The 20,878-nt window shown below is 42.2% G+C and carries 19 protein-coding genes; 12 read left to right on the top strand and 7 right to left on the bottom strand.

The genetic code is table 11. From position 1 onward, the window contains the following. Positions 1-116 precede the first annotated feature (116 nt). Positions 117-2,330 carry a PhoX family protein gene (locus FNW02_RS27715; protein ID WP_191760694.1) on the top strand — a complete coding sequence of 738 codons (2,214 nt, stop codon included), beginning with the start codon at positions 117-119 and terminating at the stop codon, positions 2,328-2,330. A gap of 264 nt (positions 2,331-2,594) precedes the next feature. Here FNW02_RS27715 and FNW02_RS27710 read toward each other — a convergent pair whose 3' ends face one another. Continuing rightward, positions 2,595-3,149, bottom strand: a complete 555-nt coding sequence (locus FNW02_RS27710; RefSeq protein WP_191760693.1) for a PEP-CTERM sorting domain-containing protein — start codon at positions 3,147-3,149, stop codon at positions 2,595-2,597. An 880-nt stretch (positions 3,150-4,029) separates the two neighbouring features. Here FNW02_RS27710 and FNW02_RS27705 point away from each other — a divergent pair. The 5 genes from FNW02_RS27705 to FNW02_RS27685 all read left to right on the top strand — a co-directional run bounded on the left by FNW02_RS27705 (position 4,030) and on the right by FNW02_RS27685 (position 9,601). After that, on the top strand, positions 4,030-5,007 hold the full coding sequence (locus FNW02_RS27705; protein WP_191760692.1) for a cation diffusion facilitator family transporter: 978 nt from the start codon (positions 4,030-4,032) through the stop codon (positions 5,005-5,007). Positions 5,008-5,163: 156 nt separating this feature from the next. Next, positions 5,164-5,400, top strand: coding sequence for a hypothetical protein (locus FNW02_RS27700; protein ID WP_225225934.1), 237 nt, complete (start codon positions 5,164-5,166; stop codon positions 5,398-5,400). Positions 5,401-5,488: 88 nt separating this feature from the next. Then, complete coding sequence (locus FNW02_RS27695) at positions 5,489-7,393, top strand: alkaline phosphatase (protein WP_225225933.1); 1,905 nt, start codon at positions 5,489-5,491, stop codon at positions 7,391-7,393. 127 nt (positions 7,394-7,520) lie between these two features. Beyond that, positions 7,521-8,012 (top strand): PEP-CTERM sorting domain-containing protein, encoded by a 492-nt coding sequence (locus FNW02_RS27690; protein ID WP_191760690.1) that lies wholly within the window; start codon positions 7,521-7,523, stop codon positions 8,010-8,012. Between the two features lie 386 nt (positions 8,013-8,398). Then, a complete protein-coding gene (locus FNW02_RS27685; protein WP_191760689.1) occupies positions 8,399-9,601 on the top strand; it encodes an argininosuccinate synthase in 1,203 nt (400 codons plus the stop codon). A 68-nt stretch (positions 9,602-9,669) separates the two neighbouring features. On the opposite strand, the gene FNW02_RS27680 is transcribed toward FNW02_RS27685, so the two are convergent. Continuing rightward, entirely contained in the window at positions 9,670-10,302 is a 633-nt protein-coding gene (locus FNW02_RS27680; protein ID WP_191760688.1) for a DedA family protein, read from the bottom strand. Between the two features lie 501 nt (positions 10,303-10,803). On the opposite strand from FNW02_RS27680, the gene FNW02_RS27675 reads away from it, so the two are divergent. Continuing rightward, a complete protein-coding gene (locus FNW02_RS27675) occupies positions 10,804-11,157 on the top strand; it encodes an STAS domain-containing protein (protein WP_191760687.1) in 354 nt (117 codons plus the stop codon). A gap of 606 nt (positions 11,158-11,763) precedes the next feature. On the opposite strand, the gene FNW02_RS27670 is transcribed toward FNW02_RS27675, so the two are convergent. Together FNW02_RS27670 and rpsF are read right to left on the bottom strand one after the other, a co-directional pair. Beyond that, on the bottom strand, positions 11,764-12,324 hold the full coding sequence (locus FNW02_RS27670; RefSeq protein ID WP_191760686.1) for an Npun_F5560 family protein: 561 nt from the start codon (positions 12,322-12,324) through the stop codon (positions 11,764-11,766). Positions 12,325-12,580: 256 nt separating this feature from the next. Beyond that, on the bottom strand, positions 12,581-12,910 hold the full coding sequence (gene rpsF, locus FNW02_RS27665) for a 30S ribosomal protein S6 (RefSeq protein WP_162398427.1): 330 nt from the start codon (positions 12,908-12,910) through the stop codon (positions 12,581-12,583). 402 nt (positions 12,911-13,312) lie between these two features. Between rpsF and FNW02_RS27660 the strand changes: the two genes are divergently transcribed. After that, entirely contained in the window at positions 13,313-14,086 is a 774-nt protein-coding gene (locus tag FNW02_RS27660) for a fumarylacetoacetate hydrolase family protein (protein WP_191760685.1), read from the top strand. A gap of 3 nt (positions 14,087-14,089) precedes the next feature. Here FNW02_RS27660 and FNW02_RS27655 read toward each other — a convergent pair whose 3' ends face one another. Further along, on the bottom strand, positions 14,090-14,566 hold the full coding sequence (locus FNW02_RS27655; protein ID WP_191760684.1) for a Tic20 family protein: 477 nt from the start codon (positions 14,564-14,566) through the stop codon (positions 14,090-14,092). Between the two features lie 81 nt (positions 14,567-14,647). Continuing rightward, a complete protein-coding gene (locus tag FNW02_RS27650; RefSeq protein WP_191760683.1) occupies positions 14,648-14,845 on the bottom strand; it encodes a hypothetical protein in 198 nt (65 codons plus the stop codon). 546 nt (positions 14,846-15,391) lie between these two features. On the opposite strand from FNW02_RS27650, the gene glyA reads away from it, so the two are divergent. The 4 genes from glyA to FNW02_RS27630 all read left to right on the top strand — a co-directional run bounded on the left by glyA (position 15,392) and on the right by FNW02_RS27630 (position 19,830). Then, entirely contained in the window at positions 15,392-16,675 is a 1,284-nt protein-coding gene (gene glyA / locus FNW02_RS27645) for a serine hydroxymethyltransferase (protein ID WP_191760682.1), read from the top strand. 162 nt (positions 16,676-16,837) lie between these two features. Further along, the gene (locus FNW02_RS27640) at positions 16,838-17,884 is read left to right on the top strand and encodes a glycosyltransferase family 4 protein (protein WP_191760681.1); all 1,047 of its coding nucleotides are present in this window, start codon (positions 16,838-16,840) and stop codon (positions 17,882-17,884) included. A 148-nt stretch (positions 17,885-18,032) separates the two neighbouring features. Next, the gene (locus tag FNW02_RS27635; protein ID WP_191760680.1) at positions 18,033-19,283 is read left to right on the top strand and encodes a competence/damage-inducible protein A; all 1,251 of its coding nucleotides are present in this window, start codon (positions 18,033-18,035) and stop codon (positions 19,281-19,283) included. 325 nt (positions 19,284-19,608) lie between these two features. After that, positions 19,609-19,830, top strand: coding sequence for a type II toxin-antitoxin system HicB family antitoxin (locus tag FNW02_RS27630; protein ID WP_191760679.1), 222 nt, complete (start codon positions 19,609-19,611; stop codon positions 19,828-19,830). Between the two features lie 185 nt (positions 19,831-20,015). Here the strand turns inward: FNW02_RS27630 and FNW02_RS27625 are convergent, their stop codons facing one another. After that, positions 20,016-20,690, bottom strand: a complete 675-nt coding sequence (locus FNW02_RS27625) for a hypothetical protein (RefSeq protein ID WP_225225932.1) — start codon at positions 20,688-20,690, stop codon at positions 20,016-20,018. Positions 20,691-20,878: the final 188 nt, after the last annotated feature.

Below are 20,878 nucleotides of genomic sequence, written 5' to 3'. Positions count from 1 at the left end.
CAATAAATATTTGAGCGATTTATGTAAATCTAGAGAGTTTTTCTTTACTGAATTGCTCATGTCATCAAGAAATGATCTGAATAGCAATTTTATAACTCTTAAACGGAGAGCACAGAATGAAAGGTTCGCTTCACCCCAAGAACAATCAGACGATCAACCCATCCGGTAACGAGTCAATTCGTGATGTGATTGAGCGCGTTAGCATGAAGCGTCGGCGCTTTATACTGACTGCCGTAGGTACGTCAGTGCTTACCGTTCTAGGCGATGTTTCCATCAGTGGTTTTCTTCAAAGTGTCGAGGCAACTCCGATTCCAGAAGGAACCGGATTTGGTGGTATTGGTTTCAAGAGCATCCCACCAAATTTGAACAACCCAGCGACAGGACTCCTCGAAAAGGATCTTGTCAGTGTTCCTGCTGGTTATAAGGCCGAAGTACTTGTTGCTTGGGGTGATCCGATCATGCCTGGTGCGCCAGACTGGCTATCAAATGCCTCGCAGAATGCTGCGGCGCAGGAAAAGCAGTTTGGTATGCACGCGGATGGTATGTACTACTTCCCTCTCCCACAAGAGCGTTTTATCGGCCAGACCTTAAGTTCATTAAGAAGGTCAGCAAGGAGTTTTTTAAACCAGCCACTCAATCGCGGGCTGCTGTGTGTGAACCATGAGTATACCCAAGAAGAGATTCTTCATCCTGACGGTCTGACCTTCACTCCAGCAACAGAAACTACACCCGCAGTTGGACAGCCAGGCTCACAAGTCACGATTGAAAAGGTACGGAAGTCTCAAGCTGCTCACGGCGTTTCTGTTGTAGAGATATTCAAGAACGGCAATAAATGGAGTTTCAATCGCAATTCATCTTATGGTCGTCGCATTACTGGCAATACCGAGATACGGATTTCGGGGCCTGCGGCAGGCAGCGCGCTTTTGAAGTCGAAGAAGTTTTCAATTACGCCGAATGGCTCGGTTGACAGCGGGACGCTTAACGATGGCCATACTGCATACGGTACGCTCAATAACTGCGCCAACGGTCATACACCTTGGGGCACTTACTTGACCTGTGAGGAGAACTGGAACGGCTACTTTGCCAACCCTACGGAAGATGTAGTTTCAATTCCAGGGATCGAAAAGTCCGATATCTTGGCAGGACAGAATCGTTACGGCGTTTCAACATCAGGGTTTGGCTATCGCTGGCATGAGGTTGATCCACGTTTTGATGCCAGCACAAATCCGCTCGAACCCCATTTGTTCGGCTGGGTGGTTGAAATCGATCCATACAATCCGCAAAGTAAACCAGTAAAGCGCACTGCACTGGGCAGATTCAAGCATGAGAGCGCTCAGTACGTGGTTGATGACAACTACTATGTTGCTTTCTACATGGGCGATGACGAGCGCAACGAGTACATCTACAAGTTCGTTTGCGCCAAACCCCTAAATCCGCAAAATCGTGATGCTAACCGCGACTTGCTTGACAACGGTATTCTTTATGTCGCTAAGTTCAAGGACAACGGTACTGGCGAGTGGCTTCCTTTAGTCTACGGACAACGCGGTCTAACACCTGAAAACGGTTTCAGAAGCCAAGCTGAAGTGCTTGTCAAGACACGACAGGCTGCGGATCGAGTTGGTGCGACGATGATGGATCGCCCAGAGTGGACTGCTGTGCGTCCTCGGATTGGCGGATTTAAGGAGATTGAGGTTTACTGCACATTGACAAATAATAGCCGCCGTGGAACAGAGCCAGTTTCCTCGAACGAGCCAGACGGCACAACAGGCGCAGGTAGTGCGCGTCCTCCTGTCGATGCTGCTAACCCACGTCCTGATAACCGTTATGGTCACATTGTTCGCTGGCGTGAGGATGGACGCAGCGTCAAAGCTACTACCTTCAGATGGGATATTTTCGTTGAGTGCGGCGATAAATCTAACTCCGAACCAAATCTTGTCGGCAACATTAAAGGCGACGACTTCGGAGCACCGGATGGTCTTTGGTTCGACGACTTCGGTCGCCTCTGGATTCAGACTGATCAGGCTGGCGATGGTCTAGGTGACTGGGTAAACATCGGTAGTAACGTGATGATGTGTGCCGACCCCAATACCAAACAGATTAGGCGCTTCTTGACCAGCCCAACAAACTGTGAGGTAACTGGCGTAGTCACCACACCTGACGGCAAAGCGATGTTTATCAATATCCAGCACCCAGGTGATGGATCGCAACCTTCAAATCCTACAGAATTTAGTAACTGGCCGCACAGTCAAGGTTATGGCCCATCTGGACGTCCACGTTCTTCAACAGTGGTGATTACACGCAATGACGGCGGCATCATCGGTGGACTCTAAAAGCTGAAAGGTTAATTCCAAGGTGTTCTTCTTTACAGAAGATAGGAGCAGATTTATTTAGCGATCGCACCTCCACCAGTAAAGTATCTTAAAGACTTTTATTGGTTAAAAATAATTAATCGCCTTAATCCTTAAATTAAGATATAGGCAGGGATAAGGCGATTTTCTTAATTGCGTCGGTGTAAGTTTTACAAAAAAATAAAATCCCCACTTGCGAAGTAGGGATTTTTTATTCAAGATTTTTTAGTGGATATTTACTATTAGTTAGTCTGCCACTTTTGATGCTTTATTCTTGCGTTTAATCCACAATCCCATAGCACCAGCGATCGCTGTACCACCAAGAGTAAAAGGTTCCGGTACTTTGGAATAACTAACTGTACCTATTTCTGCTGCTGCTAAAGATTCTCCACTCAATATGCTATAAAATTTGTTACCTCCTATTTGTGGAGTATCTACCTCGCTGCCGATGAAAAACTTATCTGCAACAAAATAGCTTAATCCCGAAAGCTTGCCATTGTTAAAGCTGACTACAGGAAAAGAGTCATAAAGTTCATCATTTTTCTCTGTATAGATAGTATTTAAGTAATTGAATGTAACTGCTAATCCATTTCCAACACCCAAGTTTTCAAGACCCGTGCCGGTTAGGGACGAGTCATCATATTCAAAAGAACCGTAATACTGACCCGGATTGTTGCCAGATATAGCATTCACGGTGAAATCGTATTCAATCACAGCAGCATGTGTCGGTTTATTGCCAACAGCAGTAACAGACATGACAATTGCAACACTCGCAACGCCAAAATTTTTGGCTAATTTCATCAGAAAATACTCCAAAGCTAAAAAATGAATAGTTCTGTAATTTCACTTAAATAAGCTTTAAAACTGTGTATGCAGGTTAAGAAATATCAAACAAAACATTATTTTCATCAAATATTTAAAATTATCAATCTTATATAAAGTTTGTGTAAATTTATTTTGTGCTGGCTTCCTTGCATCCAGTACATAGGCACGTAGTGGCTTCCAGCAGGTTAGTGCCTTAACTTTTGTTCAGAACTGCTAGAAAATTACTTGTGGATAATAATTTTACCTAAGCTAGCAATGTTTTCATGCGCGCAACGTTATTTCCATGTTCAAGATTGTGGAGCAAGCTAGTATATAAATCGCAAGTTTACGGCCTTTAATATTTGATTCGACTATTATGAAATTTGTTAAAAAAGATTCTTATTCTCAATTAAATGAGAAGGATTATTATTGTTAACTAAATACATTTAGATAGGTGCATCGACACAGCAAAGAAGTGTTTACTGCCTTACCAACGACTGGTAAAAGTAGCAGCACTGACTATTCTGCTCAAGTTAAATCAAAGATAAATATTAATATAATTTTTGCTGCTTCACCTGCCATCAATAATGAGTGTTAATCTGCTTTAATTTATTATTTTTAATAGAAGCATTACCATGTCTTAAACTAAGCGATATAAGTTTTATATAGTCTTGATATATATTCTAAAGTTTAAAAAATACTGTATTAACAACTTTATACCAAATCAATTGGTGAGCAATTACATCAAAAATGTAGCATAAATAAAGTATCCAACCTAACTTGTCACTAAATAGTCTTAAAAAAATAAGATTATAGGACAAATAGTGGAAATTTTTTAGACTAAATCAATACTATAGCTTACAAAGGTTTTTGATTAATGCTCTCACTTCAATGGTGTGAATGTGCTTGTGCAAATAGTTCCAACAAAGTAATTAAAAATCAGCTAAGTACAAAAATTCTGTTGATAATAGTAACCTTACTTACTAGTTTCTTTATTGCTGAATGGAGTGTAGGTTTATGGAGTAAAAGTTTATCTTTGCAAGCTGATGCAGAGCACATTTTATCGGATATAAGTGCTTTAGCAATATCGCTATTTGCTAGTTTTTTAGCACAGCGTCCAGCAAAGAACAAGGCAACCTTTGGACATCAACGTATCGAAGTTTTAGCAGCTTTGTTAAATGGATTAATTTTGATTGCGATCGCAACTTTTATTGCTTGGGAAGCTGTTCAACGCTGGCAAAATCCAGCAACAATTTTGGGCTTACCAATGTTAGGAATCGCGGTGTTGGGTTTAATCGTGAATCTGTTCAACATTACTTTGCTTCATCCTTACACTGACAACAACTTAAACTTACGCGGGGCTTTGCTGCATGTCATCGCAGATACAGCTAGTTCTCTTGGTGTAATAGTTGCCGCTGTAGCAATTCATTTTTGGGATTGGTGGTGGGCAGATATCGCAATCAGTTTAGTAGTAGCAACTTTTACTGGTTTGAGTGCCTTGCCTTTAGTCCAGGAAAGTATGAAGATTTTTTTAGAGTATGCACCGGAATTAATTGACCCAGTTGAGGTAGAAATATCTCTCAAATCATTTCCTGATGTTATTCAAGTAGAGAAACTTCATATCTGGACAATTAGCTCAAGTAAGATAATGCTTTGCGCTAATTTAACAGTTGAATGTGCAACGATTTGGGAACGCGATCGCTTACTCATTAAATTACAAAATCATTTGCAAGAAACTTTCAATATTACTGAAGTAACTTTGCAAATAACAAGCTGTAAAAAACCTTCAAAAATGCCTATTCATCCTTTATTTAACCAGGATATAGCTTTAATATTGTCCACAAAATCACATTAAAGCAAGAGCAACGTCTAAACGTTTATCGGCAAGATTAATTTTGCTGCTTACTTATATTTAAAGTTTAAAAATGATGCTTATTGGCATTCTCTTACTTGTCCAAGCATAGTTATTGCCCGCCGAGTATCACTCATTTACTTATTAGGAGGTTTCTTGATGATAGCTTTACTTAAAAAATCCCAAATGATTCTATTACTCAAACAATACAAACGCTCATTGGCTTGGTTCATATCCAGTTTAGTTCTTGCAGTTCTGCTGTCATTAGGCACAACAAATCAACAACCTGCTGCTGCTTATAACCCAACTATTGTTAAGAACTCGACTCAACCAAGGGCGAACGCTGCGTATCCAGATTTTGCTGCTAGTCATCTTGAATCCAACTTTTATCAATAGTTAGCCGCTGAAAATTACTCAATTAACTAGAAGGCGTACCGTAATGATTTCATTTTTAGGAAAGTACAGGCGATGGCTGGCCTTTGCTATGGCTAGCCTTCTCTGTACAGTTCTGCTGATATTTGGTAATTCTATTTTTCAGCCGACCCTGGCCGCGGGTAATGGGATTAACGTGATTATCATGATTGGCGATGGTATGGGTTGGGAGATGGCGCGGGCTGCTGCTCTTGCCAAAGGTGCTCCCTTTTACACCAGTGGGAAAGGCTCTGGTCTAAGCTTTCAAAATCTGACTGGATATGGACTAGTAACAACTTACGGCACAACAATTCAGGGAAATACACCAGAAACACCAACAGATCAGCCTCACTTAACAGGTAACTCTGCCTTGGATGGGTCTAATATACTCACCGGTGTAAGTCCTGTTCGTCCTAACTTCACATTCCGACCTACTCCATTTAATCCAGGCGATCGCACTGATGGCAATAGCTTGGCAGATGGTAACTTGGCAGGCTATGACGCAAGTAAAGGCGGCCCTGTTCCCTGGATTCCTCTGACCCCTGCTACTTCTGGTAAATACGACAAAGAGTATATCAAGTACAGTTATCCCGACTCTGCTAACACCGCCACAACTCTTTATACGGGCGTAAAGAGCTTTAACAACGCGATGGGCGTAGATATTTACGAGAAGAGGTTAAAAACCGTCCTAGAAATTGCCAAAGAAAAAGGTAAGTCTACAGGTTTGGTTACTTCTGTACCTGTGAGCCACGCAACACCTGGTGCTGCGGCTTCTTTCGTAAATCGTCGTAGCAAGTACGACAGTGTTTACGACCCCACCAAGTCCAACCAAGACAGTATTTTGCAACAGACATTGCTAAACTTTCAGCCTAATGTTTTGTTGGGTGGCGGTCATCCCCTGGACTTTGAAAATAGAGAAAGTACGGGCCCAGTCGAGAAATATACGTACATCACACAAGACACTTACGAGCATCTGAAGAATAACCCTACGTCCAATCGTTACGGCTATACCTTTTTGGAACGTGGTTCTAATGCAACAAAGACACTGCTAAACACGGCTGCTAAAATCGACCCGAATAAGGGAGGAAAATTATTTGGTCTATACGGCGCTCGTGGACAAAATGGCAATATTCCTACTAGTTCTTCTAAGGGAGACTACAGCTTGACAGGTCTGGATAACTTTTCAGTCTATAGCTCCGTTGTCAGAAGTGGAACTCCAGAAAATCCTTGTGCATCAAGTCAGATAATTCCTGGTACAGCTGGAGATTGTGTTCCTGTCATTGATGCAACAGGGAACCCGATCTCTGGGCCAACACCTGATACTGTCCGCCCTCTAGCGCCTGGTGAAACAGACGCCAGCTTTATTGCTAGAGAAATTAACGAAAATCCGACTCTAGCTGACTTGACTAAAGCCGCTCTAAGCGTTCTAGGTAAGGACAAAGATGGCTTCTGGTTGATGGTTGAAGGAGGTGACATCGACTGGGCTGCTCATGATAACAACATGGATAACCTAATTGGTACCATGAATGATTTTGACAAATCAGTTCAAGAAGTTATGACCTGGATCGAGAATCATGGTGGTTGGAGTAAGAACCTACTACTGGTTACTGCTGACCATGACCACTACCTGACTCTCAATAATGACTTTGCCTCGAAGCTGACTGCTAATCCTGAGCCAAGTCAAGCCAGAGGTTTGAAATATAACGCTAAAGACATCACCTTCAACAAACACAATCCTAAAGATGCTGGTCACTTTTGGGGATCAGATCCAAATTACAAGTACCTCTGGGGTAGTCACAGCCGACGGATTGTACCTGTTTACTATCAAGGTGCTTACTCATCAACTCTGACTCGATTCTTAGGGCAAGATGTCAAGTTCACAGATAGCTCTGGTACATATAGTGCGCCCGGTGTTCGAGGAGTGGTTGATCAGAGTCACATCTTTCAGGCTATGAAAACTGCGCTCACAAGTCCGTGAGCTTCATACACCGCTTCATTTAACACTGACTGAAAAGCTTCGTGTTGCAGAGACGTGTGTTACTACGTCTCTGTCTCATCAAACCATTTCGGTTTTTTTGCACCTGTTTATTTATCAAAGGAAAAAAATGACTGACTCCATCTTCAAAAAATTAGCAGCTGCAACGGTCGGAACTGCTCTGATTTTTGCGGTAGGGGAAATTATGCCTGCCCAAGCTGCAATCCTCATTTATGATTTTTCTAATACCAGTAAAAGTCTTAAAGGCACTTTTTCATTCGACCAAGCAGCAGCAGACGATCAGGAAGTAACAATTTCAGAAGGCTTAAAGCTTTCTGCTACCTACGGTGGCCAGTCATACACTGAAGCGGATGATTCTTTAGCGTCGGTTTTAACTGACTTCTCAGGAAAAATTAGGAACCAAGGAGGATTGGGATTGCAATTTACACCTGGCACTTTTGAAGTCTACCGTGAAAATTTTATTGATCGGAATGATCTGACTGATACGGGTGTTCAATTCGTCACTTATACCAGTGTTCCTGAGCCAACTTTTATGCTTGGATCGTGTATGTTTGGGTTAGGTTTGTTGCTGCGTAAAAAAATAGCATCTTCTAGACCATAAAGCACAAAAGCTTGAACTAGGTTATCAAGAATAAAGTTTTAGGCAATTGATTTGCATCTACTTAAAACAGGGTGGAATTATCCACCCTGCAACCAATATCTAGCATTTAAAACTAATGCGTATAACGGCTAGGATTCAGCCTGCTGAACATTGATATTTTCAAAGCCATATAAAAAAGCTTTATATGAATAAAAGCGATCGCCTGTGTTCAAAATTTGACAAATACTAATAATTTACGATTAAAAGCATCAAAAAATTCATTCAAAGGGATAGTGCTGTATGAGTTTGAGGAGAATTTCCAAATAGGTTTATTCAAGCATAAAATATACATGGATTAGTTAGATATAATAATGACTCATTCTTTGTTTTCCTAGTTGGAGAAATCAATGGGTCGCGCCAAAAAGGTTGTCCTGGCATATTCTGGGGGAGTGGATACATCAGTTTGCATCCCTTACCTTAAACAGGAGTGGGGTGTAGAAGAGGTAATTACGCTAGCAGCAGATTTAGGCCAGGGAGATGAATTAGAGCCAATCCGAGAAAAAGCTTTGAAATCGGGTGCAAGTGAATCCCTAGTGGCGGATGTCAAAGACAGCTTTGTTGAAGATTACGCCTTTGGAGCGATTCAAGCCAACGCCCTTTATGAAAATCGCTATCCCCTAGGAACTGCTCTTGCTCGCCCACTAATTGCCAAGATATTAGTAGAAGCAGCCCAAAAATATGGTGCTGATGCGATCGCTCACGGTTGCACTGGTAAGGGTAATGATCAAGTTCGCTTTGATATCTCGATTGCTGCCCTTAATCCTAATCTGAAGATACTTGCACCAGCAAGAGAATGGGGGATGAGCCGTGAGGAAACAATTGCCTATGGTGAAAAATTTGGCATCCCCTCACCAGTTAAAAAATCTTCACCTTACAGCATTGACAAGAATTTGCTCGGTCGTAGTATTGAAACTGGTGTGTTGGAAGATCCAGCAGTTGAACCACCAGAAGAAGTTTATGAGATGACTAAAGCGATAGCCAATACCCCGAACGAACCAGAGTACATTGAAATTGGTTTCAACAAAGGTATTCCCATAACTCTCAACGGTACACCCACAAAGCCAGTTGAGCTAATTGAACAACTCAATCAGATGGCTGGAAATCACGGCATTGGGCGGATCGATATGATCGAAAATCGCCTAGTAGGCATCAAATCGCGGGAAATCTACGAATCACCCGCTATGTTGGTGCTAATTCAAGCACATAGGGATTTAGAAAGCTTGACACTAACAGCAGATGTCACCCATTACAAGCGTGGCATTGAAGAAACTTACAGCCAAATCGTTTACAACGGTCTATGGTACAGTCCACTCAAAGCCGCACTAGATGCCTTTATTCAAAAAACACAAGAGCAAGTATTGGGAACTGTGCGAGTGAAGTTTTTTAAGGGCAACGCCACGATAGTCGGGCGTTGGAGTGATAATTCTCTTTATAGTCCTGATTTAGCAACTTACGGCGCTGAAGACCAATTTGACCACAAAGCCGCTGAAGGCTTCATCTACGTTTGGGGGCTACCAACTCGCATTTGGTCACAGCAAATTAGAAGTTAACAATTGGGAGTTAGGAGTTAAAAGTTAAAAATAAATTAGTTGTTACTTTACTCCTAACTCCTGACTCCTTACTTCTCACCACTAACTTCCTTGACTTGGCGAGATTCCAACCACAGGGGCACAACGATCACCGCCACCATGATTAGTAACGCTGCGATCGCGAATTGACCCACCCAGGCAACCAATTGCTCTAAAGAAATAATTTTGCCAGCAAAGAAAGCTAATGTCACCATCAGGCTAGCCCAAGTAACTGCCCCTAACAAGTTGTATAAAAAGAACTTACCGAAAGACATTTCAGCTATACCAGCTAGCGGCGCTGCAAAAACTCGCAGTAGTGCGAAAAAACGCCCAAAAAATACAGCTTTAGCAGCATTTTGACTAAATTGTTCTTTAATGTTCAGCAGTCGTACTTCTGAAATCCGAAATATCTTACCAACTTGTACCAAAAAAGGCCAACCGCTAACTCTACCAATCCAATAACCACAAGTGCCGCCAATTACAGCACCCATAATTGCATCACCGAGAACCAGCCAGAAATTTAGTTCGTCACTACCAGCTAAAAATCCGCCCACTAAAGTCACGGTTTCACCTGGAAGTGGAATACCTAAATTTTCTAGCAAAATTCCTAAAAAAATTGCTAAATAGCCATACCTGTGGGCAACTTCTTGGATGTTTTCTAGTGAAATCAGCTCTAAAGACATCCCGCACCGCCACCTTTACAAATTTTTACTTTTACTCTATATCTTTGCTTGTTTTGAGGTAGGGTGTCAATCAAGCCGCTACATAGATTTATTAATTTCATACTCTATGAGTTAATTGTCCATAGTTTCTAATCTATGGTAACTATTAGATTTTGAATATTGACTATTGACTTTTTAGCATCGATTATCACAACTACATACTTTACTAATAAAAAGTAGTATAGTATTTATAAAAAATTTATAAATATGCATGTAAATTATAAAAATATCGTAAAAGATACGGTTGCTACTGAAATTCATAGGCGCTTATGCCTATATTGAGGAGAGTTAAGACAAATTATACGGCATGAATACTGAAAAACCAACTCAACTGCATTGCTGTAAGTTCCCAGACATATGGGCAAGACAGTCATTTTGCTGTTGAGACAGAAGCAGTATTGATGTCACTTTTCGATTGCTTGTAAAGTGTTTCAACTACCCAGTTACATTCCAGTTAAATTTATGACTCTCACACAAGAACTTCAGGTGATTTTATTCAAGCCCCAACAAAGCATAGATTTGCAAGGTGGGATGGCTTTAAGTGAACAGATGGCTAGAGTAGTTCCTCAGCCAGATCAACTATGGGTTATTGACTTAGCGGAAGTAGATTTCATGGATAGTTCCGGGTTAGTCCCATTGGTACAAGGACTCAAAGCTGCACGTCAAAGTGGTTGTCGTTTGGTTCTTTGTAATGTGCAAGCCCCCGTACGATTGATTTTGGAACTCACCCAGTTGGATTCAGTGTTTGAAATTTTCAACGCTTACGACGACATTCTCACTAACGTCAAAGATAAAAGTCTGGTGCTAGCAGACTAACTTAAAAATCTACCTAAAGATGGATGGCGGAGTCAAGCAATGTTTGTAATTTGTAATGTTTACAAATACATTCTCACTATTTTTGGAGATAATAGTCTGGTGCTAGCAGTCTGATTTTCTCTTGATTTAGAGCAGAATGTTGATATAAACTAATGGCTTTGTAACTTGGTGCTATTAACGGCGGATGAATTAATCTGACTTTTGCTTTTGGATTTTGATGCCAGATCAAGCACGTAAAGCGGGAAGTAAAGCAAGTAAGTCAAATCAAATTCAATACTTTGCGACACTCTCCACCTTTTTAGGGAAAACCTTTTCAGATTGCCCGGAACTATTTACTTTGCATCTAACAGAACTACTTAGATAATTTCAAGAGACTTCGCCGAATAAACCTAGCGAAACGTAGGGGGCATAGTCCATTACGAATTGAAATCATGTCTCACCAGGGCTGTTTCATTCTACTATAAACCCCACACCCTAAAGGGTACGCCTATGCAAACCAAGTCCGCTCAGACTTCTCTGTGCACGGACTAAATGCTGGAAAATCTTCCAGCCTGCGGAGCTTTGAAAAAATAAAATAGCCTTCTCTATCCCATTACCAACAAAACTTTAAGCATTCTGGGGAGTGGAAATGTTACTTTGTCCCGATGTTGGGCGGGGAAAATTCGGCAAATCAATGCCGCTATGACTAGCATTGCGGGTTTTGAGTGCTAAACGGTAACTCACACTTTGCAGTTCTGCTTGAAGTTGGCGGTTTTCCCGTTGTAACATTGCCACCTTTTCTCTCACTGGAGTCATGCGCTCCTCAAACTTACGACGATAAATTTGAGGCAACTCCTGAACTACTTGCTCCAACATCCGACTGCGATCAGTGAGTTCTTGAACTGATTGCCGCAATTGGTAAATTTCGACATCACGAGATGTAATTTGCTCTTGATAGAACGCAACCTGCTGCTCAACAGCTTGTAGTTGTTCTCGCAAAGCTTGTAACTGAGCCAGATCACGCTCAGGCTCAGTCCGCTGGGGCATAAAATTAGTATTACCCTTTACCAGCCGGAAGAGTTCTTGAGATAGCTGTTGTACTAACTGATCGCGAAGTTGCAACTCTTGGCGCAGCTGCGATGCTTCCGTAGAGAGAGCTTGGATGTTGGGTGTATCAGATTGACTCACAGTGGCTTACAGCTCCCATTCAGAATCTTGTCCACTTTTAGGTATAACTGCGGTAGTACTGCCTTTGGCAAGTATTTGTTAATTTAGCATTCCCAGATGAGTCACGAAAAAGTATAAAGGCAAAAAATTTTTTAGTTTACTTGGAATTAGCGGCTGGTTATGAGGAATTGGGTATCGGGAAGAATTTAGTTTTTATTCCCGATTACCCCTTCTATTTCAAGGATTTCGGGGTTTCCCAATCCCTAGCCACTCATACTTACTCAGTTGCAGCTCCCACTTTAGCGGGTTTTGCTTCTTGAACTTCCTGCTTAATTGTCATGTAGCGAATCACTTCTTCACTTAAACGCATGGCACGTTCTAAGGGCGCCACTACAGTTGCAGGTGCTATGTAGTTGAACTGAATGTAGATGCCGTCGCGGTGCTTTTTGATTTCATAAGCGAGACGACGCTTCCCACGATTTTGAATTTGGATATCCTCGGCCCCTTGTTCGCGGAGCAAGTTCTGGTATTTCGTAATTGCTTGCTCTACCTGTTCTTCTCCTAGGTCAGGACGTAGGATGTACATTGTTTCATAAACGGTTGTCATAATTTTCAGTCTCCTTATGGGCAAAATGGCTGCTGACGTTAATTTATACATTGGCTGTGATCGTCAATACGAGCATTAATCAACATCTGAAGCAACAAGGAACTATAATCTTACCAGTTTTAAATTTGAATCATTAACTCAAATCGCTGAAGTTTGGATCTCTAATAAAAAATAGGTTGCAAGCCGACCCTCAAATTTCTTGAGTTAAGTAAGAATTTAGCTTTTGGTGATCAGCAGCAAATTGCTCAGACTATTAGTTTAGCCAATAGCATCTATAACAATCAGTTTCAGGCTTAAGGCTCTATCGCTGACTATCGGCTCAACTGATTTATCAAAAAGCTAACCGAGGATTGTAATCGCTCACAGCTTTTAATTGCAGACAAAAGGATATTGATCAAGGTTATGGCGCAGCGCTATGTGCGAGTTCAAAATCAAGAAGGACAGATTTACTACGGGTTACTACAACTATCCCTGAATGTGCAGGTGTTAGATGCTCCGCCCTGGTTGCAAGGGCAACCCACTGATTTAACTTTAACACCGGAAAATTACCAAATTATGGCCCCCTGTGCTCCTTCAAAAATTGTGGCGGTGGGCAAGAATTATGCAGACCATGCGGCAGAGATGGGAACTCCTGTGCCTTCTGAGCCATTAATCTTTCTCAAACCGCCTACTTCTATTATTCCGTCTGAGACAGAAATTAAATGTCCTCCTCATTCGCAACGAGTAGATTACGAAGGAGAATTAGCAGTGGTGATTGGCGATCGCACTTTTGACTGTACTCCAGAGGAAGCCCAAACCAAAATTTGGGGTTATACCATTGCCAATGATGTGACAGCGCGGGATTTACAAAAACGGGATGGTCAATGGACACGAGCCAAAGGTTTTGATACATTTTGTCCGTTGGGCCCTTGGATTGTACGAGAATTAAATCCAGGAGCCAGATTGCAGACTTTCTTGAATGACGAGCCAAATCCAGTACAATCTGCTTGTATTGATCAGATGGTGTTTCCCCCCGATTTTCTGGTGTCTTATATCAGTCAGGTAATGACGCTGCTCCCAGGGGATTTGGTATTAACGGGTACGCCATTTGGGGTGGGCCCGTTGCTTGTAGGCGATCGCGTCCGCATAGAAATTGAAGGTATTGGTCGCCTAGAAAACATTGTGGCTGCCCGTTAATAACTACCGCACTTGCATATAAACCGCATCAGAAACAGCCGGAATTTCCGCATAACGCCCGATTAGAGACTGGATAACAGAATATGCAACCGCTGCCACTACGCCGATAAAAATAGTTGTGTAGAGGGTTTGGATAGCAAAACCACTGCTAGGAACCAGTCCGACAAGATCAGTCAAGATGCTAAACAAAAAGATAATAATATCCAAAAGGATTGCTTGCATGGTGTTAAAACGAATAAAATGGCTAATTTTTTCGTTTCTTACTACCAACAGCCATAAAGCAAAGAAAATAATCAATCCTGCGTAGCGGACGCCGTAGTAAATTCTTAGCAACGGCAGAAGCGGCAGAAAAAGCAGTTGCAGAGGTGGGAACTCTGCTAGCAAAAATCTCCCGAATACAAAAACTTCTATTAGGGGAAGCAAATAAGGTAAGCAAGCAAAAATCCGATCTGAAACCGTTGTAGACCCGCGCCAAGACATTATGCGTTCTCCTGTGGTTAAATTTCAACAGTTACTTGAGCCTAGGATAACGCAGTTACTAAGTCTTGCTGGCAAATGCGATTATTCTATATACGCAATGCGGAAACCCATCATACACTCATACTGGTCAGGTTGCTGTTCCATAAGTTTGCGAATGGCTTGACCGCAACGCAGTTGACCCCCACCCCAGCGAGGTTGCCCACTTCCATCGGCGAGTAAACAAGACTGACAAACCTTTTCAGGGGCAAGGATCTGATCTTCCATTAAGATGACTAGCATCGAATCCCTCCTGTAAATCCTCATTGTTACCCACATTTCCCTCCGGGAATAACCCCCTTTGTAGCAATCCAGAGAGCAGGTTCAGGCTGGTTGAGCGCGTCGTCGTATAGTGGATTTTCGATGGCAGAGGACACATAAGAGCAACCTAATGCACTCTTTTTAGCAAAAATGTGGATAGTTAAGAAAAAATTGCTAAGCGAACCTTAACTTATTGTATGTTGTGTGTGTTAAAGATTAAGATTTTCAGAAAAAATGATACATAAATATTATAAAAACCAGTCAGTGTGTCGATTGCATCCCTATGAATCCTACTTCGAGATTTCTACACTCCAGTGAGTTTTATGATAATTAACACATTAATTGGGCTGGTATCTAATAATAAATAAGTGGGCACTAAATAAACGTCAATAGTACAGAAGCGATTTATGGCGTTTGTACAGTAGTCAAAAAATATTAAACTATAAGACCCTTGACTGTGGACTGTTACTTAGCTGCTGTGCTTGACCAAAATTAACTGTTGTGCAATTTTCCATAAGGATATTTGAAGTGACTAGGACTAACTCAGACTTTCTTGCCTCCGCCGATCCTACGATTGCGGAGCTAATTAACCAAGAACTACAACGTCAACGCGATCACCTAGAGTTGATTGCTAGTGAAAACTTTACCTCCCCTGCTGTACTGGCGGCTCAAGGTTCTGTACTGACAAATAAATATGCTGAAGGATTGCCTGGGAAACGCTACTATGGCGGTTGCGAGTTTATAGACAAAATCGAGCAGCTAGCGATCGACCGTGCTAAAAGCTTGTTTGGTGCTGCTCATGCGAATGTACAACCCCATTCCGGTGCACAGGCTAATTTTGCAGTCTTTCTGACCTTACTGGAACCAGGAGACATAATTATGGGGATGGATTTATCTCATGGAGGACATCTTACCCACGGTTCGCCTGTGAATGTTTCGGGTAAATGGTTCCAAGTTCGCCATTATGGTGTTAGCCAACAAACAGAACAACTTGACTATGACCAAATTCGGGAACTGGCGCTGAAGGAGCGTCCTAAGCTTTTGATTTGTGGTTATTCAGCTTATCCCCGTGTCATTGACTTTGAAAAGTTTCGCAGCATTGCTGATGAAGTCGGTGCTTACTTACTGGCGGATATTGCCCACATCGCTGGTTTGGTTGCTAGTGGTCTTCACCCTGACCCTATTCCTTATTGTGATGTTGTCACCACAACTACCCATAAAACTCTACGCGGCCCCAGAGGTGGTTTAATCTTGACCCGCGACGCAGAACTAGGTAAAAAACTAGATAAATCTGTTTTCCCTGGTAGTCAGGGTGGGCCATTAGAACACGTGATTGCTGGTAAGGCAGTAGCTTTTGGAGAAGCCTTGAAGCCAGAGTTTAAAGCCTATTCGTCTCAAGTGATAGAAAATGCTAGTGCTTTGGCAGATCAACTGCAAAAACGGGGCTTAAAATTGGTGTCAAATGGTACTGATAATCATTTAATGCTAGTTGATCTACAGTCTATCAGTCTGACAGGTAAGCAAGCGGATCAGCTGGTAAGTGGCGTGAATATTACTGCTAATAAGAATACAGTTCCTTTTGATCCGCAGTCGCCATTTGTGACTAGCGGTCTGAGGTTAGGTTCTCCCGCAATGACAACTAGAGGCTTAGGAGTAGAGGAATTTACTGAAATTGGAAATATTATTGCCGATCGCCTGCTTTCCCCAGATTCGGAGGTAATTGCCCAAGATTGTCGGCAAAGAGTAGCAACATTGTGCGATCGCTTCCCTTTATATCCTCATCAGCAAATTTCTGTACCAGCCCTAGCATAGGGTATTGGGGATTGGGTATTGATTATTTATTCACCTTGTCCTCCAGTCCCCAGCCCCTAATCTAAAATTCTCATGCTGAAAAGTGTCTGAAATGTAGTAGATATAGGTAGATATATTCCTCGGCACATTTTTGTCTTACAAGCTACTTATTTGAAGATACTGATGACTCCTCAGATTTATCATCTGATTGCCTTCCTTGTTGCCGCAGTAGTCGTTCTCTGGACTACGCCTGATGTTAAAAACATAGGCATAAAAAGTGGGCGCGTAGATCAACCTGGCGATCGCAAAGTCCATCAGCGTCCAATGGTACGCCTGGGAGGAGTTTCTATCTTCGCAGGTACGATAACCTCCCTAGTACTGATTTGGTGGTTGGGTGGATTTGGAAATCTGCCAGCTGAAAAAGAATGGCAAATTTGGGGTGTTACTTTAGGTGGTCTTGGCTTCTTTCTCATCGGTTTAGCCGACGATTTATTAAACCTGTCCCCCTTGACACGCCTGCTGATGCAAGTTGTTGTAGCATCCGGTGCATGGAAAGCAGGCGTAAGTATAGATTTTATTAGTATTCCCACAGTCGGGATAGTTGACTTGGATTGGCTAAGTTTGCCGATCACAGTAATTTGGCTAGTGGGGATGGTCAACGCTATTAACTGGATTGATGGTTTAGATGGATTAGCTGCTGGTGTGTCTGGAATTGCAGCTGTGGTTATGTTGGTTGTATCACTGTTTATGCGACAACCAGCAGCAGCTTTAATCGCCGCAGCTTTGGCTGGTGCAGCGCTAGGATTTCTCCGCTATAATTTCAACCCCGCACAAATCTTTATGGGAGATGGCGGGGCTTATTTTATGGGATTCACTCTAGCGGCTGTGGGTGTAATTGGTCTAGTGAAAATTCCTGCTTTCACCGCAGTGTTATTGCCTTATCTGATTTTGGCAGTGCCAATTGTCGATATGTCAGCAGTCATTTTGGCGCGACTCCGCCGTGGTAAATCGCCTTGGGTGGCAGATAAACGTCATTTGCACCACCGACTGCTAAATGCTGGTTTATCCCACAGACTGACAGTTTTATTCATTTACTCTTTAACGCTGTGGGTTGGGAGTTTAGCATTAGCTATTGCTGGTATACCTAGTGGCATTGCTTACGCCTGGGGTGCAACCACGCTGCTAAGTTATGCTATTTGGCGTGTTTGGAAATTGTCTCGACAATCTTAAGGATTGGCGGCTGGGGACTGGGGATTGGGTACTAGGTAGTAGCAAAGAATTCCTCTAATCCACAATACCTAATCCTATAATTCCCATTACCTCTGATTCTCAGAAGGGCCACGAGTTTCCTAATACCTAATCACCAATCGCCAATTCCATGAGTGCAGAAATTATTTGTGTTGGTACTGAAATGCTGCTGGGAGATATCCTCAACAGCAATGCTCAATTTTTGGCGCAACAATTAGCGCAGCTAGGTATTCCCCACTATTATCAAACTGTAGTTGGAGATAATCCAGAGCGACTCAAGCAAGTTATGGAAGTTGCTATCTCAAGAGCGCAAATTCTCATTTTCACTGGTGGTCTTGGCCCGACACCTGACGACCTCACCTGTGAAACCATTGCCGATTTCTTTAATGCTCCCTTGGTAGAACGCCCGGAAATTATCGAAGATATAACTCAGAAATTTGCTCAACGCGGTAGGGTTATGTCTCCTAGCAACCGCAAGCAAGCATTAATTCCCCAAGGTGCAGAAATTTTACCTAACCCCACTGGAACAGCACCCGGTATCATCTGGCAACCCCGTCCTAATGTAACGATTTTTACTTTTCCTGGTGTTCCCAGTGAAATGCATTGCATGTGGCAAGAAACGGCTATCCCTTTTCTGAAAAGCCAAGGTTGGGGTACGGAAATTATTTACAGCCGAAGTTTAAAGTTTTGGGGCATTGGTGAATCAGTTTTAGCAGAAAAGGTTGCTTCTTATTTGAACTTGCCAAACCCGACAGTAGCTCCTTATGCAGGTAAGGGAGAAGTAAGACTACGAGTTTCTGCAAAAGCAACTTCAGAAGCGGCGGCAGAAGCTTTTATCGCGCCTATTGAGAAACAAATCAAAGAAATTGCCGGATTGGATTACTACGGTGCTAATGATGCCACACTTGCTTCAGTAGTTGGGCAGTTATTGCGTGCATCGGGGGAAACTCTTTCTGTAGCAGAATCCTGCACTGGCGGTGGACTGGGGCAAATGTTAACAGAGATTTCTGGTAGTTCTGATTACTTTTGGGGTGGAGTAATTTCTTATGACAATTCGGTGAAAGTTAGACTACTGGGGGTTGAACAGGAAGACTTAGATAAATTTGGGGCGGTCAGTGCTACTGTTGCAAAGCAAATGGCACTTGGGGTGAAAACTCGTCTTTTTACCACTTGGGGATTAAGTATCACTGGTATTGCTGGCCCAAGTGGGGGAACGGATACTAAACCAGTAGGTTTAGTTTATATCGGTTTAGCTGGGCCAAAGGATGAAGTGGCAAGTTTTGAATATCAGTTTGGTGTAGCGCGGGGACGTGCTCTAATTCGTCATGTAAGTGCAAATGCAGCTTTGGATAATTTGCGGCGGAGGTTGTTAAGTAGGTAGCGAAGGGTGCGATGTCTGACGACAAGCCACTCTGCGTCTACACGCTTCTAGTTTGGCGAAGATAGGGTGTAAAAATGTCGAAAAAGCGTAAATTGCTAGAGAAAGTTCTTTCTGGTTCCAAGAATATTCAATTTAATGAACTGGTTACTGGTTGATGCATTTGGATTTTCCTATCACGCGTTAATGGTAGTCACCACATCTTTACTCACCAAGATATTCCTGACCTTGTTAACTTGCAAAATCGAAAAGGCGAAGTTGTTCCCTATCAAGTTCGTCAATTTTTAATTTTGATTGCAAAATATGCACTCACTTTGGAGGATTAAGTGTGAAACAATATCACATTAATATCTTCTACAGTGAAGAAGATAATGGCTACATTGCTGATATTCCTGATCTGAAATACTGTTCAGCATTTGGTACAACTGAAGAAGAAGCACTTCGTGAAGTTTTAAAAGCAAAAGAAGCATGGTTAGAAGCTGCCAAAATGGAGGAAAAACCAATTCCTGAACCGAGATATCGACCTGCCATTTACCAGATAGCCTCATGATTTAGAGGTTGTAAACACCTTTGATAGAAAAATTACTAGTAAACCATAGCGATCGCCCTTTTACCGTTACCATAAGAGCGATTGCATCCTTCAAAGTCAGAGTTGTTACAGTGGTTGAACAAGTGGAAGGGAGAAGCAGGATTGCTTCTCCCCTTCAATACAGGAGCATCCTATAAAAATAGAATCTAGCAACCACGCTCTACCAATCGCTGATACCAACTTATGTAAGCTCGCTCATAAACAGAGTTCGCTGCTTTTTCCGCATCCTCACAAGCTTGCGTGAAGAAGGCATTATCATCTGTAACAAGGTGTGATAGACGACATAATGCTTTTGATCTTTCGTAGAGTGCCTTAGCCGAGTAATCGGAGTTTCGGTGCTGTGAAGCTTCTTTGAGTAACTCGACAGCATTTTTAAGCCAACTAATTCGCTGATGCAAATCATATATGTGGCCTTCGGCTCCGAGCTGTTCAGATGTATTCCACATCGCAACACCATGCTGGTACATTGCGACATGGTTGTATTCATTGGAGTTATGAATTTTTGCTAGTTCATCAAATATTGTCATTGCCCGCAGATAATCTCTTTTCCAAAAAGCTTCTACTGCTGCACTCCTTAATTCATAGGGCGTTTTATCTTTTAACTCCTCTTGTAGTTCTTCTTTTACTTCAGCAGGATCGTTAACAGCCTCCCCTACACAGTTACCATCCAATAATTCTGTAGTAGAGGAAGGTATTTTCGCTGGAATCCATGCCTGAATAGTATCTTGTGGAATTAGTTGTTCTCGAACAGGTTCCAATTCCGCAGCAAAACGATGATATTCACCGCGTTTTTCTTTGAGATCATCCCTGAAATGATTCACTCTAAACAGAAGTGATACTCCCAATTCATCATCAATATGCACAAATGGAGAAGCTAACCATACCTGAGTTCGGGATAAGGAAAGGGACAGGTAGTAAGCTGAAAATAGCGTTAAATCCAGCAACCTGCCCTATGTTTAGTTTAGATGCTTTGTTTTGCCATGTAGATGATTTTTGTAAAGCATTTGAA

This window comes from Komarekiella delphini-convector SJRDD-AB1, from assembly GCF_014831675.1.
Classification (GTDB): Bacteria; Cyanobacteriota; Cyanobacteriia; order Cyanobacteriales; family Nostocaceae; genus Komarekiella.
Note: the sequence above shows the minus strand (reverse complement) of the source record. Positions and strands in the feature narration are given on the sequence as shown.

Bases quoted from the DNA above. Each gene is read 5' to 3' on its own strand.
- FNW02_RS27685 (WP_191760689.1), top strand. From the start codon at position 8,399: ATGGGTCGCGCCAAAAAGGTTGTCCTGGCATATTCTGGGGGAGTGGAT.
- FNW02_RS27660 (WP_191760685.1), top strand. From the start codon at position 13,313: ATGGCGCAGCGCTATGTGCGAGTTCAAAATCAAGAAGGACAGATTTAC.
- FNW02_RS27635 (WP_191760680.1), top strand. From the start codon at position 18,033: ATGAGTGCAGAAATTATTTGTGTTGGTACTGAAATGCTGCTGGGAGAT.
- FNW02_RS27695 (WP_225225933.1), top strand. From the start codon at position 5,489: ATGGCTAGCCTTCTCTGTACAGTTCTGCTGATATTTGGTAATTCTATT.
- FNW02_RS27715 (WP_191760694.1), top strand. From the start codon at position 117: ATGAAAGGTTCGCTTCACCCCAAGAACAATCAGACGATCAACCCATCC.
- FNW02_RS27675 (WP_191760687.1), top strand. From the start codon at position 10,804: ATGACTCTCACACAAGAACTTCAGGTGATTTTATTCAAGCCCCAACAA.
- rpsF (WP_162398427.1), bottom strand. From the start codon at position 12,910: ATGACAACCGTTTATGAAACAATGTACATCCTACGTCCTGACCTAGGA.
- FNW02_RS27680 (WP_191760688.1), bottom strand. From the start codon at position 10,302: ATGTCTTTAGAGCTGATTTCACTAGAAAACATCCAAGAAGTTGCCCAC.
- FNW02_RS27690 (WP_191760690.1), top strand. From the start codon at position 7,521: ATGACTGACTCCATCTTCAAAAAATTAGCAGCTGCAACGGTCGGAACT.
- FNW02_RS27710 (WP_191760693.1), bottom strand. From the start codon at position 3,149: ATGAAATTAGCCAAAAATTTTGGCGTTGCGAGTGTTGCAATTGTCATG.
- FNW02_RS27705 (WP_191760692.1), top strand. From the start codon at position 4,030: ATGCTCTCACTTCAATGGTGTGAATGTGCTTGTGCAAATAGTTCCAAC.
- FNW02_RS27700 (WP_225225934.1), top strand. From the start codon at position 5,164: ATGATAGCTTTACTTAAAAAATCCCAAATGATTCTATTACTCAAACAA.
- FNW02_RS27650 (WP_191760683.1), bottom strand. From the start codon at position 14,845: ATGCTAGTCATCTTAATGGAAGATCAGATCCTTGCCCCTGAAAAGGTT.
- FNW02_RS27640 (WP_191760681.1), top strand. From the start codon at position 16,838: ATGACTCCTCAGATTTATCATCTGATTGCCTTCCTTGTTGCCGCAGTA.
- FNW02_RS27655 (WP_191760684.1), bottom strand. From the start codon at position 14,566: ATGTCTTGGCGCGGGTCTACAACGGTTTCAGATCGGATTTTTGCTTGC.